Annotated in this window: 19 protein-coding genes; 2 read left to right on the top strand and 17 right to left on the bottom strand. The window is 74.4% G+C overall.

What is annotated here, in order from left to right; genetic code table 11:
- Positions 1-4: 4 nt before the first annotated feature.
- From LZG04_RS17215 to LZG04_RS17180, 8 genes are all read right to left on the bottom strand, one after another.
- Positions 5-862: an SDR family oxidoreductase gene (locus tag LZG04_RS17215; protein ID WP_233818156.1), complete on the bottom strand. Its 858-nt coding sequence runs from the start codon at positions 860-862 to the stop codon at positions 5-7.
- A 123-nt stretch (positions 863-985) separates the two neighbouring features.
- Complete coding sequence (locus LZG04_RS17210; protein WP_233818154.1) at positions 986-2224, bottom strand: hypothetical protein; 1239 nt, start codon at positions 2222-2224, stop codon at positions 986-988.
- The gene (locus LZG04_RS17205) at positions 2221-2727 is read right to left on the bottom strand and encodes a SigE family RNA polymerase sigma factor (protein ID WP_233818152.1); all 507 of its coding nucleotides are present in this window, start codon (positions 2725-2727) and stop codon (positions 2221-2223) included. The genes LZG04_RS17210 and LZG04_RS17205 overlap by 4 nt, the downstream gene beginning before the upstream one ends.
- Before the next feature lie 145 nt (positions 2728-2872).
- A complete protein-coding gene (locus LZG04_RS17200) occupies positions 2873-3982 on the bottom strand; it encodes an ABC transporter permease (RefSeq protein ID WP_233818149.1) in 1110 nt (369 codons plus the stop codon).
- On the bottom strand, positions 3982-4866 hold the full coding sequence (locus tag LZG04_RS17195) for an ABC transporter ATP-binding protein (protein ID WP_233818147.1): 885 nt from the start codon (positions 4864-4866) through the stop codon (positions 3982-3984). The genes LZG04_RS17200 and LZG04_RS17195 overlap by 1 nt, the downstream gene beginning before the upstream one ends.
- Positions 4867-4951: 85 nt before the next feature.
- Entirely contained in the window at positions 4952-5623 is a 672-nt protein-coding gene (locus tag LZG04_RS17190) for a response regulator transcription factor (protein ID WP_233818145.1), read from the bottom strand.
- The gene (locus tag LZG04_RS17185; protein ID WP_233818143.1) at positions 5620-6921 is read right to left on the bottom strand and encodes a sensor histidine kinase; all 1302 of its coding nucleotides are present in this window, start codon (positions 6919-6921) and stop codon (positions 5620-5622) included. Before LZG04_RS17185 ends, LZG04_RS17190 begins: the two co-directional genes overlap by 4 nt.
- A 57-nt stretch (positions 6922-6978) precedes the next feature.
- Positions 6979-7791: a class I SAM-dependent methyltransferase gene (locus LZG04_RS17180; RefSeq protein WP_233818140.1), complete on the bottom strand. Its 813-nt coding sequence runs from the start codon at positions 7789-7791 to the stop codon at positions 6979-6981.
- Positions 7792-7841: 50 nt separating this feature from the next.
- Here LZG04_RS17180 and LZG04_RS17175 point away from each other — a divergent pair, with 50 nt between their 5' ends.
- Positions 7842-8435, top strand: coding sequence for a TetR/AcrR family transcriptional regulator (locus LZG04_RS17175; protein WP_233818137.1), 594 nt, complete (start codon positions 7842-7844; stop codon positions 8433-8435).
- 6 nt (positions 8436-8441) lie between these two features.
- Here LZG04_RS17175 and LZG04_RS17170 read toward each other — a convergent pair whose 3' ends face one another.
- Genes LZG04_RS17170 through LZG04_RS17155 form a run of 4 tightly spaced genes read right to left on the bottom strand, consistent with a single transcriptional unit; the run spans position 8442 to position 10896 of the window.
- Positions 8442-8813, bottom strand: a complete 372-nt coding sequence (locus LZG04_RS17170) for a hypothetical protein (protein WP_233818135.1) — start codon at positions 8811-8813, stop codon at positions 8442-8444.
- 26 nt (positions 8814-8839) lie between these two features.
- A complete protein-coding gene (locus LZG04_RS17165; protein ID WP_233818133.1) occupies positions 8840-9796 on the bottom strand; it encodes an LLM class flavin-dependent oxidoreductase in 957 nt (318 codons plus the stop codon).
- A gap of 9 nt (positions 9797-9805) precedes the next feature.
- Complete coding sequence (locus LZG04_RS17160) at positions 9806-10483, bottom strand: SDR family NAD(P)-dependent oxidoreductase (protein WP_233818131.1); 678 nt, start codon at positions 10481-10483, stop codon at positions 9806-9808.
- Positions 10480-10896, bottom strand: coding sequence for a VOC family protein (locus LZG04_RS17155; protein WP_233818129.1), 417 nt, complete (start codon positions 10894-10896; stop codon positions 10480-10482). The genes LZG04_RS17160 and LZG04_RS17155 overlap by 4 nt, the downstream gene beginning before the upstream one ends.
- A 28-nt stretch (positions 10897-10924) precedes the next feature.
- On the opposite strand from LZG04_RS17155, the gene LZG04_RS17150 reads away from it, so the two are divergent.
- Positions 10925-11620, top strand: a complete 696-nt coding sequence (locus tag LZG04_RS17150; RefSeq protein WP_233818126.1) for a GntR family transcriptional regulator — start codon at positions 10925-10927, stop codon at positions 11618-11620.
- On the opposite strand, the gene LZG04_RS17145 is transcribed toward LZG04_RS17150, so the two are convergent.
- The 5 genes from LZG04_RS17145 to LZG04_RS17125 are packed head-to-tail and all read right to left on the bottom strand — an operon-like array spanning position 11584 to position 16156.
- On the bottom strand, positions 11584-12729 hold the full coding sequence (locus LZG04_RS17145) for an alpha/beta hydrolase (RefSeq protein WP_233818123.1): 1146 nt from the start codon (positions 12727-12729) through the stop codon (positions 11584-11586). The two genes, LZG04_RS17150 and LZG04_RS17145, sit on opposite strands and share 37 nt — an antisense overlap.
- 23 nt (positions 12730-12752) lie before the next feature.
- On the bottom strand, positions 12753-13883 hold the full coding sequence (locus tag LZG04_RS17140) for an alpha/beta hydrolase (RefSeq protein ID WP_233818120.1): 1131 nt from the start codon (positions 13881-13883) through the stop codon (positions 12753-12755).
- A gap of 22 nt (positions 13884-13905) precedes the next feature.
- Complete coding sequence (locus LZG04_RS17135; RefSeq protein WP_233818118.1) at positions 13906-14889, bottom strand: transporter; 984 nt, start codon at positions 14887-14889, stop codon at positions 13906-13908.
- Entirely contained in the window at positions 14886-15767 is an 882-nt protein-coding gene (locus LZG04_RS17130; RefSeq protein WP_233818117.1) for an ABC transporter ATP-binding protein, read from the bottom strand. The genes LZG04_RS17135 and LZG04_RS17130 overlap by 4 nt, the downstream gene beginning before the upstream one ends.
- Positions 15764-16156, bottom strand: coding sequence for a GntR family transcriptional regulator (locus LZG04_RS17125; protein ID WP_233818115.1), 393 nt, complete (start codon positions 16154-16156; stop codon positions 15764-15766). Before LZG04_RS17125 ends, LZG04_RS17130 begins: the two co-directional genes overlap by 4 nt.
- Positions 16157-16890: the final 734 nt, after the last annotated feature.

The raw sequence follows: 16890 nt of genomic DNA, 5'->3' as shown, positions 1-16890 counted from the left end.
ACCGCTAACGGTCACGTCGTCGGCGCAGCAGGCCCGCCAACGACGTGGCCGGGTGGCCGGTCAGCCGCGGCACGGCGTCGCTGACGGCGGCCAGCTCGCCGTTCGCGATGGCGGTGTAGGTGGAGACCCAGGCGTCGACCTGCCAGTCCGGCGCGCCGTACGTCGCGCGCGAGCGGTAGGCCTCCTCCACGGTCTCCAGGTGGTAGGTGATCGTCCGGCCGGTGGCGTCGGACAGCACGGCCGCGACCTCGTGCAGCGTCAGGGCTCGCGGCCCGGTGAGGTCGTACGTGCGGCCGACGTGGGGCCTGGGGTCGGCGAGCACGGCCGCGGCGGCGTCGGCGATGTCGTCCTGCGCCACGACGGCGGCCCGACCGTCGCCCGCGGGGCCGCGCAGCACGTCGTCCTCGCCCACCATGGCGGGCAGGAAGTCGGCGTAGAGGTTGTCGCGCAGGAACGTGAAGCCGAGGCCGCTGAGCCGGATGTGCTGCTCGGTGGCCCAGTGGTCGCGGGCGAGGGTGAACGTGGCGTCCGGGGCGGCGCCCGCGAACGAGACGTAGACGAGGTGGGCCACCCCGGCGTCGACCGCGGCGTCCACGAAGGCGCGGTGCTGGTCGACGCGGTCGGTCGACTCGGACGCCGAGACCATGAGGACGGTCGGGATGCCGTCCAGCGCCTGGCGGACGGCATCGCGGTCGGCGAACGCGGCCCGCGCCACGGTGGCGTGGGGCAGTCGCGGCGCGCGGGCGGGGTCGCGGACGAGCAGCCGCTGGGCGCGGCCCGCGTCCGCGAGGCGGCGGGCGACGCGTCCGCCGAGGTGCCCGGTGGCACCGGTGACGGCGATCGAGGGCCGGGGAGTCGACATGCGGCCGAGTCTCCCACCTCGCGCGGGAGCCGGCTCGACGTCGTGGATCCGACCAATTCCCCGCGAGGAGCACCAAGGCGTGCCGAAGGGTGCGGGCGCGAACTCCTCGCGCCCGCACCGCTCTCACCAGTGCAGGTCCGGCAGTTCCGCGATCCGGACCAGGTCCGCCTCGGTCAGCGGCGGGGTCGGCCGGGTCGGGCTGTCGGGCCCGGTACCGTCGTCGGCGCCGTTGGCGGTGTGGATGCCGACCCGGCTGCCGTCCGCCGCTTTCACGTGCAACGACAGCCTGGTGAGGCCGCCGGCGGTCAGGGTGTCCAGCGCGCCCTCGCGGCCGTTCGACAACTCGACCAGGCGGCACTCGGGACGGCCGCCGCAGTCCACCTCGCCGCCGTTCGGCTCGTCCACGGTCACCATCAGCCAGCCGCGACCCGCCGCGTCGACCAGGTTGGCGACCGCGCGGTAACCGCCCTGCCGGACGCGGAAGTCCAGCGCCTCACCGGCCGGGGTCGGCTCGATCCCGATGCCGGCCGGCAGGACCCCGGCCAGCACCGCGTCGAGCTCGGCCGCACGGCGGTCCGACGGGGCGGGCGGCGTCGGACGGCCCGTCCACTGCACCCTCAGCTGCGGCGCGGTGGCGATGGCGATCAGCCGATCGTCATCGAGGACCCGGTTCTTCGAACCCGTGCCGCCGGTCTCCATGACGCCGGCATACGTGCCGTCGGTGCGCCACACGTCGGCGGTGACCAGGGTCGTCTCCCCCGCCGGCTCGACGGTGAGGCGTGCCGTGGAGCCGTCCGGCAGCACCCGGACCGAGCACTGCACCTGCGGCGTGAACCGCACGCACTCACCGGGCGGTTGGCCGCCGCGCGGCTTGACGTAGACGATCACCACCCGGTCACCCGTGAGCCGGAAGTCGCCGCCCCAGCTCTCGTCGATCGCGCACAGCCGCAGCGGCGTCGCCTCCACCCCCGCCGGCAACGGCAGCGCGAACCGCCCGAACGCCTCCGTGAGCCGGGCGGACTCGGCCAGTTCGCCCGGCGTCGCCGAGCCGCGCGGCCGGTCGGGGAAGCCGCCGGTCATCGCCGGCGTGGCACAGCCCGACGCGACCGCCGGGGACGACGTCACGGTCGTCGTGGGCGCTGTCGACAGCACACCGGCGGGTGGGGCCGACGTGGAGGTGGACGCGCCGCTCACCGCGACCGCGACCACCGCGGCCACCCCCGTCGTCGCGGCGGACAGCACACCGAGCCGCCGCCGTGCCCGCCGCCTGCGCCCGTCCCGCACGACCCGCTCGAACTCCAGGCCCGACGCCGGCTCGTCGGCCAACGCCGTCCGGATCATCTCGCGCACCTCGTCGCTCACGATCCCTCCCACAGCACGGTCCGCCTGGTCGCCAGCGCGCGTCGCAGGGCGTCCAGCCCCTTGGACACCTGGCTCTTCACCGTTCCCTCGCTACAGCCCAGCGCCGCCGCGGTCTCCGCGACCGGCAGGTCCTCCCAGTACCGCAGCACGACCGCCGCGCGTTGCCTGGGCGGCAACGCGGCCAACGCGCGCCGCACGTCCATGGCCTCCTCCACCCCCGTGGACGCCTCGGCCACCTCCGGCACGGCCTCGACCACCGTCTCCGGCCGCCGTCCCCGCCAGCGCGAGTCGTCGATGACGGCCCGCACCAGTACCTTGCGCACGTACGCGTCGACCTGCCCGTGCCGGTCCAGCCGCCCCCAGTGCACGTAGACCTTGGCCAGCGCCGTCTGCGCCAGGTCCTCGGCCCGGTGCCAGTCACCGCACAACAAGAAAGCGGTCCGCCGCACGACGGCCGCCCGTGCCTCGAAGTACGAGCGGAACTCGCGGTCCCGATCGTGCACGTGACACCTCCTCCACTCGGTCACCCCCTATACGGCGTCCGCCCGCACCCCGTTGCCCGTAACTTTGGGTGACGACGCGAAGGAGGGCCCGTGCGCCCCCGAGCGCACGGGCCCTCCGAGCCGCCTGGGCGGCGGCGACCGGGCGTCAGCCCTCGCGGGCCCACGCCTTGGCGAGCTTGAGCTTGCCGCCGGTGTGCAGCAGCGACCCCGAGTAGACGCGGCCGGCCAGCAGCACGGTCAGCACCACCGTCCCGGCCAGCAGCCCCAGCGCCAGCAGCGGTTCCCACACCGCCGCGTCGCCGGCGAACAGCCGCACCGGCATCGCGATGGCCGACGAGAACGGCAGGAACGACAGCACGGTGAGCACGGTGACGTTGTCGGAGAAGAACATCACGCCGAAGTACGGCCCCATCACCAGGATCATCACCAGGCCCATGCTCGAACCCAGGTCCTCCTGCCTGCTGACCAGCGACCCGGCGACCGCCCACATCGCGGCCAGCAGCACGAACCCGAGCACCAGGAACGGCACGAACCAGCCCAGCGCGGGCGCGATCAGCGACAGCAGCTCCGAGTGCCCGCCCAGCCGCAACGCGATCGGCGCGGCCACCGCGATCACCACCACCTGGCCGATCGTCAGCAGCGAGTGCCCCACGATCTTGCCCGCCAGCAACGCCCGCACCGGCACCGTCGCCACCAGGATCTCCACGATCCGGGTCTGCTTCTCCGTCACGGTGCTCTGCGCGATCGCCGCCCCGCTCATCCCGAACATCAGGAACACCAGCGAGAAGACCATGATCGCGAGCTGCCGCTGGCCCTGCCCGACCTCGGCCGGGTCGAGCAGGTCGACGGGCGGCGCGGTGCGCAGCGCGGCCAGCACGTCGGTCGGCGCGTCGGACAGCGCCAGCACGCGCACGCCCGTGGCGGACTTGCCGGTGGTGTCCGGCACGACCGCCGCCTCCACCTCCTCCGAGCGGATGAGCGCTTCGGCGGCGGCCACGTCGTCGACCTCGCGCACCCGCAGGCCGCTGTCGGTCAGCACGGCCGCCGCTTCGGGGCCCACCGCGGCGACCTCGGTCTCACCGCCGCCGAGCGCGGTCGGCAGGATGGAGATCGCGAACAGGCCGACCACGATCACCGCGAGGCCGATCCAGAAACCCTTGGCGCGCAGGAACGACTTCATCTCCCGCTCGGCCACCAACCGGGTGGCCGCGGCGAAACCGCGGGACCCGCCGCCCTGCTCCGTCACGCCGGTCATCAGATCGCCTCCTTGAAGATCTCGTCGAGCGTCGGCACGACGGGGGTGAAGCTGCGCACGGTCCCGCGGCGCAGGGCGGCTTCGAGCACGACCTGGTCCGCGCCCGCGTCACCGTCCGGTTCGAACACCGCGCGCGGGCCGTCCACGTCGACCACGCGCACGCCGGGCACGTCCCGCACCCACCCCGCGTCGGAGGCCACGACCAGCTCGAACCGCGCGGGCCCGTACCGGGCGCGCAGCTCGTCGCGCGCGCCGCTGACCGCGATCCGGCCACCGGAGATGATCACCACGTCGTCGCACAGCCGTTCCACCACCGAGAGCTGGTGGCTGGAGAACAGCACGGGCACACCGGCCGCGGCCCGTTCGCGCAGCACGCCGAGCACGGTCTCGACCGCGATCGGGTCCAGGCCGGAGAACGGCTCGTCCAGGATCAGCATCACCGGGTCGTGCACCAGCGCGGCGGCGACCTGCGCGCGCTGCTGGTTGCCCAGCGACAGCTCCTCGAGCTTGTCCTCGGCCCGGTGGGCGAGTTCGAGCTGGTCGAGCAGGCGCTCGGTGTTGCGGCGCGCGGTGTCCCGGTCGAGGCCGTGCAGCCGGCCCAGCCAACTGATCTGCTCAGCGACGCCCATCTTCGGGTACAGGCCGCGTTCCTCGGGCATGTACCCGAACCGCTGCCGCACCGCGCCGGTCACCGGCGAGCCCTGCCAGGCGACCGTGCCGCCGTGCGCGGCCAGCACGCCCAGGACGATGCGCATGGTGGTGGTCTTGCCGGACCCGTTCGCGCCCAGGAACCCGGTCATGCGGCCCGGTCGGACCTCGAACGACACCTCGTCGAGGACCCGGTGGTCGCCGAAGCTCCGGCTGACCGACGTGACTGTCAACATGACCGCAACGCTAGGTCGCCGCCGCCGCGAACACGTCCGGCGCGAGATCGACTTCTGGTGTCCTCCTCGCGGAGGATGCCGCGCGTCAGGCCCGGCCCGGCTCCACGATCCCGTGCTCGTAGGCGAACACGACGGCGTGCGTGCGGTCGCGCAGGCCGAGCTTGGCCAGGATGCGCGACACGTGCGTCTTCACCGTGGTCTCGCCCAGGTGCAGCGCGTTCGCGATCTCGGCGTTGCTCGCGCCTCGCGCGAGGTGGACCAGCACCTCGAACTCGCGGTCGGTGAGCTCCGGGGGACGTCGCGACGGCGTGGCCGGGGCGGGCGCGGTGAACCGGGCGATGACGCGGCGGGTGACCTCGGGCGACAGCAGGGCGTCACCGCGGGCCACGACCCGCACCGAGTCGACCAGGTCCTCCGGCGAGGCGTTCTTGAGCAGGAAGCCGCTCGCACCCGCCCGCAGCGCCTCGAACAGGTAGTCCTCGCGGTCGAACGTGGTCAGGATGACGACCTTGATCGGGTGGCCCGCGCCGTCCGGGCCGAGGATGCGCCGGGTGGCCTCCAGCCCGTCGACGCCCGGCATCTGCACGTCCATCAGCACCACGTCCGGCTGGAGCCGGCCGACCACGTCCACGGCCTCGACGCCGTCACGGGCCTCGCCGACCACCTCGATGTCGTCCTCGGTGCCGAGGATCACCCGGAAGCCCGCCCGCACCAGGTCCTGGTCGTCGGCGAGCACCACGCGCAAGGGATCCGTCATGCGGGGAACCTCGCACGGACCCGGTACCCGGCGTCACGGCGGGGTCCCACTTCCAGCTCGCCGCCGTGCACCGCGACCCGTTCCCGCATGCCGACCAGGCCGAACCCGGTCCTGTTCGGCGTACCGCGCGGCCCACGGCCGTCGTCGGACACCTCCACCTCCAGCGAGTTCTCCAGGAACCGGACCCGCACGTCGGCCTTGCGCGCGTCGGCGTGCTTCACCACGTTGGTCAACGACTCCTGCACGATCCGGTACACCGACAGCGCGACGCCCTCCGGCACCGGCCGCGGCTCCCCGTACACGCCGTGCGCCACGTCGAGCCCGGCCGACCGCGCCAGTTCGGCCAGCTCCGGCAGTTGGTCCAACCCCGGCGAGGAGGTCTCGCCCTTCTTCTCGCCCTCCTTCTCACCGGCGTCACCCGGCGGGTCGTCCGGGTCGGCCCGCAGCACGCCGAGCAGGCCGCGCAGCTCGCCGATGGCCGTGCGCGCGGTGTCCTCCACGGTCCGCAGCGCCTCGCGGGCCAGGTCGGGGTCGCGGTCGAGCACCCGGCGCGCCGCGCCCGCCTGCACGCCCATCACCGACACGTGGTGCGCCACGACGTCGTGCAGGTCGCGGGCGATGCGCACGCGTTCGGCGACGATCGCGCCCCGCGTGTTCTGCTCCTGCGAGCGGCGCAGCTGCTCGGCGCGGTGCTCCAGCTCGGCCTGCCGGCGTGCCGAGACCCACGCCATCTCGCCGAAGAAGTACGCGGACAGGAAGAACAGCAGGTTGAACCCGATGCCGTAGAGCACGGTCGCGAGCACCGGGTCGAGCGGCCCGGCCGCGCCCTCGAACGGGGGTGCGGGCTCGACCAGGAACTTGACCAGGCCGAAGCCGAGCCAGGCGAACATCGCCACGATCACCGCGACCCGCGCCCACCGCGCCCGTGCCCGGTCGCGCCCCCACGCGCCCGCGCTGAAGATCGCCAGGAACAAGGCGACGGAGGGCACCAGGTTGTCCCCCACCTGCCGGACCTGCACCGCGACGAGCAATGCGCCGAGGACGACCATCACGGTCAGCGGGAAGCGCCGGCGCGCCACCAGCGGCAGGGTCAGCGCCGCGCCCCAGGCGAGCTGCTCGGCCAGCGGCGGCCCGTGGTCCCACAGGCTCGCACCCATGCTGGAGATCAACACGGTCACCGCCACCGCACCCGCCAGCGCCGCGAGGGCCAACCAGACATCGTGCCGCCGCTGCGCCGCCGTAGGCCCAGGACGCCGCCACCGCGCCCAGTCGGGCTCGCGCGAGGGTTCGTCCGCCATGTCCGGAAACGTAACCCGAGCGGTGTTCGGACACGGCAGCGGAGGGTGGGGACCTGGTCAGGTGGGGCGCGGGTCGGTCGTGTCGGTGAGCCGGGCGGCGGTGATCACGAGGGTCGTGTAGGCCATCGTGAAGCTGCCGCCCGCCGCGTCGATGGCGGCCCCGATGCCGGTCAGCACCTCGTCCGCCTTCCCCGGCGGCATCAGGGCGTACGCGCCCGAGGTCGGCAGCTGGTCCAGCCACTGGTCGCGGGTGTAGGTGCGCTCCCAGTCGAACCGCCACCGCTCGACCTCGCCGAACCCGCCCGCCTCCCGGATGCCGGCGATCGCCCGGTCCGTGAGCGCCGAGCCGCCGGCGGGGTCGAACGCGCGGGCCATCAGCGAGTCCGGCTGCGCCCGCCGGTAGACCTCGGCGAAGGCGTCGGCCAGGTCGGACGGCGGTCGGCCGACGTTCCAGAACGCGGCCAGCCTGCCGCCGGGCCGCAGCACGGCCGCCGCCTTCGCCGCGCCGGCCACCGGGTCGACCCAGTGCCAGGTCTGCCCGGACACGACGGCGTCGAACACCCGGCCGGCCGGGTCCCACGACTCGAACGCGGACACCTCGACGTCGAGGCCACGACCCCGGGCCCACCGCGCCATCCGCGGGTCGACCTCGACGCCGAGCACCCGGCACCCGGCGGCCTGGAACAACCGGGCCGCGATGCCGGTGCCCGTGCCGACGTCCACCACGTCCGGCCCGGGGGCGGCGGCGACGATGGCCCGCACCATGGCCTCGGGGTAGGAGGGCCGGGCGCGGTCGTAGCGCTCGGGGTCCGTGCCGAACGACTCGGCCATGGCTCGGGCGCGGTGGGGTTCCGACGGTAGAATGGGCATGCGCCCACTATGAGTGGGCAGATGCCCACTCGTCAACCGAGAGGAGCGCCGTGCCGACCGGTGTGGCCATCCGCGACGTGCGCGACCAGCTGTTCGACGCCGCCGACCGCATCCTGCTGCGCGACGGTCCCAGCGGTCTGACCAGCCGTGCCGTCACCGCCGAGGCGGGCGTCGCCAAGGGCGTCCTGCACCGGCACTTCGCGGACTTCGACGCGTTCCTGGCCGACTTCGTGCTGGACCGCGTCGACCGGATGGACGCCCAGGCCGCCGCCCTGCTCGGTAGCGCGGGCCGCGGCACGGTCCCCGACAACCTCACCGACGCGTTGACCGCCCTGTTCGGCTCGGTCGCGGTGGCGATCGTCGCCCTGGTCACGTTCCGCGACGAGCTGCGCGCCCGGCTGCGCGACACCTGGCCCGCCGGCGTCCCGGTCCTGACCGAGGCGGTGACCATGATCGCGGCCTACCTCACCGCCGAACGCGACCTCGGCCGCCTCGCGCCCGACGCCCCGGTCGACGCGCTCGCGCCGACCCTCATCGGCACCGCGCACCTGCTCTTCGCCGACCGCCGCGGCGCCCAGCCCGAACGGGAGGCCGTGCACCAGGCCGTGACCACGGTCGTCGGCGCGGCGCTGCGACAACCGTGAACGACCTCAGCGAGGCTCGACCCTGGTGGCCGTGTCGCCGAAGACGAACGGCGCCGGCTCGCACTCGGCGATGAAGCCGCCCGGGAACCCCGACCGGAAATCCACCGCCGCCGTGAGCTGCTCGACGCTGCTCACGCCGACCAGCGGCAGCACCGCGCGGGACTCGGCGCGCGTCCACGCCAACGCCACCTGCTGGACCGGCTGGAGCCGACGCCCGCGTTCGTCGCGGACGCGCGCGTCGGCCGAGGAGCTGTCGATCGTGGTGGGCGCGGACTTCGGCCGCCGCTTCACCGCCGGGTCGGTGCCCGGCGGCACGCTGAGGGCGGCGAGCCGGCGCTGGCCTACGAGACCCTGACCCTGCCCGGCGACGAGGATCACCGCCTCGTAGGCACCGCCGGGGTCGGCTACAGCACCTCGGCCAGCCCGTGCACCGCCTCCAGTGGGTCCGGGCCGATCGGGATCAGGACCACGCTGTCCACCCCGGCCGCGAACAGCTCGGCCAGCCGCGCCTTCGCGTCCTCGGGCGTGCCGGTCACCGCGAGCCGGCGCACCCACTCCTCCGGCAGCCGGCGCACGAAATCCTCCCGGCTGCCGCACTCCCGCCGCAGCGCCGCGAACTCGGCGGCGAACGGCAGCGGGGCCAGGTGCGGTGCCCAGTCCGGCTCGCCGATCCACTCCAGGCCGGCCCGCACGGCGTCCACCGCCACCGACGCGTCGGCGTGCACGGCGGCCACGTTGTAGCCGACCAGGCGGTGCGGCCGGGTCGCGTCCACGTGCGCCAACGCCGCCCGCGCGTACTCCGGCGTGGTCGGCTCGGCCAGGATCGTGCCGTCCGCCACCCGCCCGGACAACGCCAGCGAACGCGGACCGCGCACGCCCGCCAGCACCGGCGGCGGGTCGGCCGGCACGCACGCGGGCTCCAGGGACACCCCGTCCAGCCGCACGTACTCGCCCGGCTCGACCGGCTCACCGCGCAGCAACGCGGTCACCGCGCGCAGGTACTCCTCCAGCAACGTCAACGGGCTGGCGGGCCACTCGCCCACCGACCGCATCCACCCCGGCATGCCGTGCCCGATGCCGATGTCGATCCGGCCCGGGAACAGCTGGGCCAGCGTCGCGACCTCCATCGCGGCGAACGCGGCGTTGCGCGCGCCGACCGGCAGCAACCCGATGCCCACGCGGATGCGCCCGGTCGCCGCCAGCACCGCGGCGGCCTGCCCGATCCCACCCCGGTACCCGAGGTCCTCCACCACCCACAGCTCGTCGAACCCGAGCTCGTCGGCGCGCCGCGCGAACGGCAGCACCCGTGACGGCTCGAGGTCGCGGGGCAGCATGACGCCGACCGATCCGGAACGGCTCACGACGATCTCCTAGGTCCGCAGGTACGAAGCGCCGTTGAGGTCGAGCACGGCGCCGGACGCCCACTCGGCCGCCGGCGAGGCGAGGTAGACGACCGCGGCGGCGACCTCTTCGGGCTTCGCCACCCGGCCGAACGGGCTCTGCGCCAGCACCTCGTCGGTCACCATGTCGGCCACGCGGTCGGTGCCCACGAAACCGGGCGCGACCGACGCCACCGCGATGCCGTGCGGTGCGAGGGCCACCGCCAGGGACTGGCCCATCGAGTGCAACGCCGCCTTGCTCGCGCCGTACGCGGGCATGGCGGGCTCGCCGCGGAACGCGCCGCGCGAGCCGACGTTGACGATCCGGCCGCGCGTGCCGCGCGCGATCATGTGCCGGGCCACGCAGTACGACATGTCCGCCGCGCCGAAGACGTTGACCGCGAACGTGCGCCGCCACAACGCCTGCCACTGGGCGTACGGCAGGTCCACCGAGCCCAGTTCCACCAGGCCGGCGTTGTTGACCAGCACGTCGATCCCCCCGAGCGTGTCGGCGGCCGAGTCGACCACGCGCTCGACCGCGTCCGGGTCGGCCAGGTCGACGTCCGAAGAGGACAGTCCGACCACCCGGTCGCCGAGGTCGCGGAACGCCTCGACGATCGCCGCGCCGATCCCGCGACTGCCACCCGTGACCAGGACGCCCCGGCTCACTTGGCGAACACCTGCGACTCGTCGGAGAACGCCTTGAACTCCAGGGCGTTGCCGGCCGGGTCGCGGAAGAACATCGTCCACTGCTCCCCCGGCTCGCCCGCGAACCGCAGGTGAGGCTCGATCACGAACTCCGTGCCCGCCGCGCGCAGCCGCTCGGCCAACTCGTGGAACGCCGGGATCGGCAGGAGCAACCCGAAGTGCGGCACGGGCACGTCGTGGCCGTCGACCGGGTTGCGGCCGGAGTCGCCGCGCGGCCCGGGCACGACGTGCGTGACGAACTGGTGGCCGTAGAAGTCCCAGTCGACCCACTTCTCGGCCGAACGGCCCTCTTCGAGCCCGAGCACACCCCCGTAGAACTCGCGGGCCCTGGCCAGGTCGTCGACTCCAACGGCGAGGTGGAAACCGGGTCTCATGCCCTCACCTTGACCACCGTCCGGGCCAATGTCAACATTCGACATCATGCAGCTGCGCCAGGCCGACCGCCGGGGCCTCGCGGACGAGGCCGCCGACCGGATCCGGGACGCGATCCTCGCGGGCGACTTCCCGCCGGGCTCGCCGTTGCGCGAGGTCGAGCTGGCCGCGTCGCTGGACGTCAGCCGCGGCTCCGTGCGCGAGGGCCTCGACCTGCTGGAACGGGAAGGGCTCGTGCGCAGCGCCTGGCACCGCGGCACCAGGGTGATCGACCTGACCGCCCGGGACGCCGAGGAGGTCTACTCGGTCCGGGCCGCGCTGGAAGGGCTGGCCGGCCGCAGCGCCATCGGCCGGGTCGACCTCGACGTCCTCGGCGGCCTGGTGGACGCCATGGCCCGCCGCCTGGCCGCGGGCGCGCCCAGCCCCGAGCTGCTGGCGCTGGACATCGAGTTCCACGACACGATCTACCGCGCCACGGGCAACCGGCGGCTGCTGGAGGCGTGGCACGCCGTGCGGTCGCAGGTGCACCTGTTCCAGCTCACCCGCATCCGGTTGGGCCACCACGGCTACCGGGCGGTCGTCGTGGACGAGCACCGCGAGATCGTGCGGCTGCTCGACGCCGGTGACGCCGCCGAGGTCACCCGCTTCGCCGAGGAGCACGTCCACTCGGCGAAGCGGGTGCTTGTCGGTCAGCTCGACCGCTCGACGAGCGAGACCTCCGGGTAGCTCGCCGACGGCCGGTCCAGCAGGGGCTGCGGCACGCCGCGCAGGTGCAGGTCGAAGAACGCTCGGACGTACGCGCGGGTGATGGCCGCGCCGCGCTCGCCGGAGACCTCGCCGAACTCCAGGCCCAGCTGCGCCCCGATCACGCCGATGTCGGTGAACGACGGGTGCGCCATGCCCGCCACCACCAGCCAGCGCTTCCACCCGGTCAGCAACGGCCAGGTGTCCGCCCAGCTCTTGGCGCTGGGCGCACCGGGCGCGAAGTTGTCCTGCCGCCCCAGGAGCATGACCGGCTGCGACATCCCCGGCTCCGGCACCGGCGTGGAGACGAGGCCGTCCACGTTGATCGCGGCACGGATGCGGGCGTCGGCGCGCGCGGCTTCCAGGCTGCTCGCCCCGCCCGCGGAGTGGCCGCCCATCGCGATCCGCGAGGCGTCGACCAGGTTCGCGCCCCGGTGGTGGCGCAACGGCCCGGTCAGCTGGTCGAGCACGAACGACACGTCCGCCGCCCGACCCTCGCCCAGCTTCTGCCAGAAGGCCGGGTCGTGGAGCACCTCGCAGGAGGCGCAGGGCGCGACCCGCCCGTCCGGGAACGTGGTGGCGACGTTCTCGTGGGTGTGGTCGACCACCGCGACGACGTACCCGTGGCTGGACAGGTCCTCCGCCAGCGTGCTGAGCGTGGCGCGGGGCCGCTTGTAGCCCGGTGACAGCACGACGAGCGGCAGGCCGTGCCGCCGGCCGACCGGTCGGGCGTCCACGACGGCGTTGGTGCGCACGGTGGCGAGCGTGTCGGGCGGCACGGTCGTGAGGCCGCCTTCTTCGAGCACCGCGGCCGATTCGGCCGGGGTCATGTACTGCTTCTTCGGGCCGCGCGCCGGGGCCGCCGGGTAGAAGAGCGAGACCATCAGCTCCCGGCGGGCCGCGGGCACCCACGGGTCGGGGCGCGTGGTGTCGGTCAGGTGCAGCGACGTCGTGCCCACGGCGTGCCGCCCGGTCGGCGGGGGCAGGTGGGGCGTCGCGTCGGAGCCGTCGCCGGGCCCGTCCGCCGAGGCGGACGCGGGCGTGGCGGACAGGACGACGGTCAGGGCGATCAGGAACGCGAGGCCGCGCATGGGTCTTCCTCTCACGTCGGGCATCAGCCGACGAAGCTCACTTCCGGGTAGTCCGCCGACGGGCCGTCCAGCAGCGGTCGCGATGCGCCGCGCAGGTGCACGTCGAAGAACGCGGCGGTGTAGGTGCGGGTGATGGCCAGGGCGCGGTTCGCCTCGATGCTCGTGCCGATGTCGACGCCGAGCTGGTCGGCCATCAGGCCGAGGTCGGTGAACGACGCGTGCCGGGTGCCCGCCACCAGCAGCCAGCGCTTCCAGCCGGTCAGCTGGGGCCAGTCCCGCTCCCACCCGCGGTAGGGGCCGCGGCTGCCGGGCTCGTACAGGTCTTCGTTGCCCACGAACAGGAACGGCCGGGACAGGCCCTCCGCGGGGACCGGGACGTGCGTGCTGCCGTCGAGGTCGATGCCCGCCCGGACGCGGTCGTCGGCGAGCATGGTCAGGATCGCGCTAGCGCCACCCGCCGAGTGCCCGGCCATGGCGATGCGCGCCGGGTCCACCAGGTTCACGCCGCGCCGGTGCCGCAACGGCCCGGTCAGCTGGTCGAGCACGAACGACACGTCCGCCGCCCGGCCCGCGCCCAGCTTCTCCCAGAAGCCGGGCAGGTGGTCCACCTCGCACGCCACGCAGGGTGCGACCCGCCCGTCCGGGAACGTGGTGGCGACGTTCTCGTGTGTGTGGTCGACCACCGCGACGACGTAACCGCGGCTCGCCAGGTCCTCGGCGAGGGCGGTGAGCGTGGCGCGGCCGTTGAGGAACCCGGGCGAGAGCACGACCAGCGGCGCGCGGTGCCGACGACCGGCGGCGGGCGGCGCGTCGACCACGGCGTTGGTCCGGGTCCTGCTCAGCAGGTCCGGCGGGAGGTCGGTGAGACCGGCGCGTTCGAGCAGGAGCGCCGATTCGGTCGGCGTCACGTACTGCGCCTTCGTCCCGCGTGCCGTGGCGGCCGGGTAGTACAGGGAGACCATCAGCTCCCGGTGCGTCGACGGCACCCACGGGTCCGGCCGGGCCGTGTCCCGCAGGTGCAGGCTCGTGGTGCCCACCGGTCGGTCGCCGGTAGGCGCGGGTAAGTGCAGGGCCGGGTCCGCGACGGCGGGCGTGGCGGACAGGGCGACGGACAGGGTGAGCGACAGGGCGGTGCCGATCGCGAGACCGCGCATGGGGTCCTCTTCTCGTGGCGGGTCAGGACAGGTGGCGCAGGCGGCGGAAGCAGAACCACGTCAGCAGCGCCGTCGACGCGAGGTACAGCGCCAGTTCCAGCCACTGCAACGGCCAGAACCGGCTCGCCGGGTGGTAGGCCAGGTGCTGGCGGTAGCCCAGGTCGGACAGGCGGGCGAAGCACTCGCGCATCCGGTCGAGGACCCGGGCGTCGATCTGGCCGATCGGAACGCGCGGCAGGCAGCCGCCCACCGAGGCGGGCAGCCGGTGGACCACCGCGCCGTTCGGGTCCAGCGTCTCGTTGGCCAGCACCCACGCGCCCTCGGGTTCGAACACGCGCAGCGCCTCGGGCACGTCGCCGTCCGGCCCCGGCTCGGCCTGGACGCCCGCGATGGTCTGCGCGGTGATCGCGACGGTCTCCTCCACCGGCGGCAGCAGGTGCGGGCGCACCGCGAACGGGACCGCCACCTGCACGGCGGCGAACACCACCAGCGTCACCGCCATGGCCACCACGGTGCGGCGCACCAGGATCGCGACCGCGACGCCGAGGACGAACGCGAACGCGGCGTACCCGAACGGCGCGATCCCCCGTGCGGCGAACAGGCCCGGTGTGATGCGCGGGTCGTACCCGCCGTCACCGGCGGAGGCGTCGAGGGGACCGGCCCACCAGGTGACGACCAGGCCGAGGAGCCCGGCCGCGACCGCGGCCGCCGGCACGCCGAGGCCGAGCTTGACCCCGAGCCACCGGGTGCGGGTGACGCTCTGGTTCCACACCAGGTTGTGCGTGCCGGTCTCCAGCTCGCGGGTGATCATCGGCACCCCCCAGAACACGCCGAGGAGGGCGGGCAGCGCGTACACCGCCAGCATGCTGCCGCGGTACAGGAACTCCTCGTCGCCGAAGCCGCCCGGCTCGGGTCGGGTGAGCACGAGCACCACCGCGACCAGCGCGAGCGCCGCGTACACCGACGCGAGCGGGAAGCGCAGTTGCCGCCAGGCCAGCCACGTCATCGGACCACCCCCAGGGACGGGCGACCGGCGTGCGGGTTCGCCATGTAGGCCAGGATCAGGTCTTCGAGGTCGACCTCGCCGACGTCCCAGGTCGGGTCGAGGATCGGCGCGTCGGTGCGCACCAGCACGGTCGTCTGCCGGTCGGTGTGGCGCACCGAGACGACGTGCTGGTCGGCGGGCAGGGTGTCGACGTCGCGCCGCGGGCCGGTCAGCCTGCGGTGGGTCGACAGCAGCTCCTCGACCTCGCCGGTCACCCGGATCCGGGCGTCCACGAGCACCACGAGGTGGTCGCAGACGCGTTCCAGGTCGGCGACCAGGTGCGACGACATCACCACGCTCACGCCGTGCTCGGCCACGGCCTCCATGAGGTCCTGGAGGAACTCCCGCCGGGCCAACGGGTCGAGCGAGGCCACCGGTTCGTCCAGCAGCAGCAGCTCGGGCCGTTTCGCGATGCCGAGCGTGAGCGCGAGCTGGGCGCGTTGGCCACCGGACAACCTGCCCGCCGCCAGCGCCGGGTCCAGGCCGATCTTGGCGACCCGGTCGCGGGCCAGTTCGTCGTCCCAGCCGGGGTTGAGGCGCGCGCCCAGGCGCAGGTGCTCCTCCACGGTCAGGTTGGCGTAGACGGGCGTGTTCTGCGCGACGAACCCGACCTTCGCCAACTGGGCCGGGCCGCTGCCGGGCACACCGCCGCACACCTCGATCGTGCCGCTGGACGGTTCCAACATGCCCGCGGCCAGGCCCAGCAACGTCGACTTGCCCGCGCCGTTCGGCCCGACCAGCCCGGTGACGTGCCCGGCCGGGATGTCGAGCTCGCAGTCGGTCAACGCCCAGTGGCGCTGGTACTTCTTGCCCAACCCGCGGGCCCTCAGCACGGTCACGCTATGTCCTCTCGGGCCGCGGAGCGAAACGTGGTCAGGAACAACGCCTCGATGCTCTCCTCGTCCAGCCCGGCGCGGCGGGCCTTGGCGAGCCAGCGCCGCAGGTCCTGGCGCAGCGGTGCGAGCGCGGCGAGCGAGGTGCCCGACAGCGTTGCGGTGACGAACGTGCCCACGCCGGGACGGGCGGCGACCAGGCCGTCGTGCTCCAGCTCGCGGTAGGCCTTGAGCACCGTGTTCGGGTTGATCGCGAGGTCGGCGACCACGTCCTTGACCTTCGGCAACTGGTCCCCCTCGCGCAACAACCCGAGCCGCAACGCGTGCCGCACCTGTCGGACCAGCTGTTGGTAGGGCGACAGGCCCGACTTGCCGTCCAGGTGGAACTCGATCACGACTACCTCCATTTATCTAGCTACCTAGCACTATAGGTACATAGGAGGCTGGCGTCGAGGCGGAGTTGGGTCGGCGCGCGACGGGCGGGGCAGGGCAACCCGCGACAGGGCGGGGCGAGGCGCGACAGGGCGGGCGAGGCGCGGCAGGGCGACGGGCGGAGCAGGGCGGCGCGCGACAGGGCGGGGCGGGCGCGGCAAGGCGGGGCGGGGCGCGGCAAGGCGGGGCGGGGCGGCAAGGCGGGGCGGGGCGCGGCAGGGCGGGGCGCGGGGCGGCAGGGCGGGGCGCGGCGCGGCTGGGCGGGGCGGGGCGCGGCGCGGCAAGGCAGCGCGCAACGGCGTGCGGCGGGGCAGGCGCGGCGGAGGGCGGGCGAGGCAGGGCAGGCAGGGCAGGCGCGGGGCGACAGGTCGGGGCGGCAGGGCGCGGGGCGCGGAAGGGTGGCGGGCGGAGGACTCGCTCGCGGTCGCGGGCAGCACCGACCCGCCGGGATAAACCGGTCCGCCAGGCCAGCGACTGGTCATCGGGCACGGGATCGCGGGCCTGGGACTGCGGGCGGAGGGCGGAGGGCGGAGGCCCGCAGGCGGCAGGCGGCAGGCGGCAGGCAAAGGGTCGCGGCGGCGGGGCGAAGAGCCGCCGGGGCGAAGGGCCGCGGGCCGCCGGGCGTGGGCCGCGGGCGGCGGGGCGGGAAGAGCGGCGCGGCGGGAAGAGCGGCGGGAGGACGGGCGGAGGGCCGCAG

This window comes from Saccharothrix sp. S26 (genome assembly GCF_021390395.1).
GTDB lineage: Bacteria > Actinomycetota > Actinomycetes > Mycobacteriales > Pseudonocardiaceae > Actinosynnema.
Note: the sequence above shows the minus strand (reverse complement) of the source record. Positions and strands in the feature narration are given on the sequence as shown.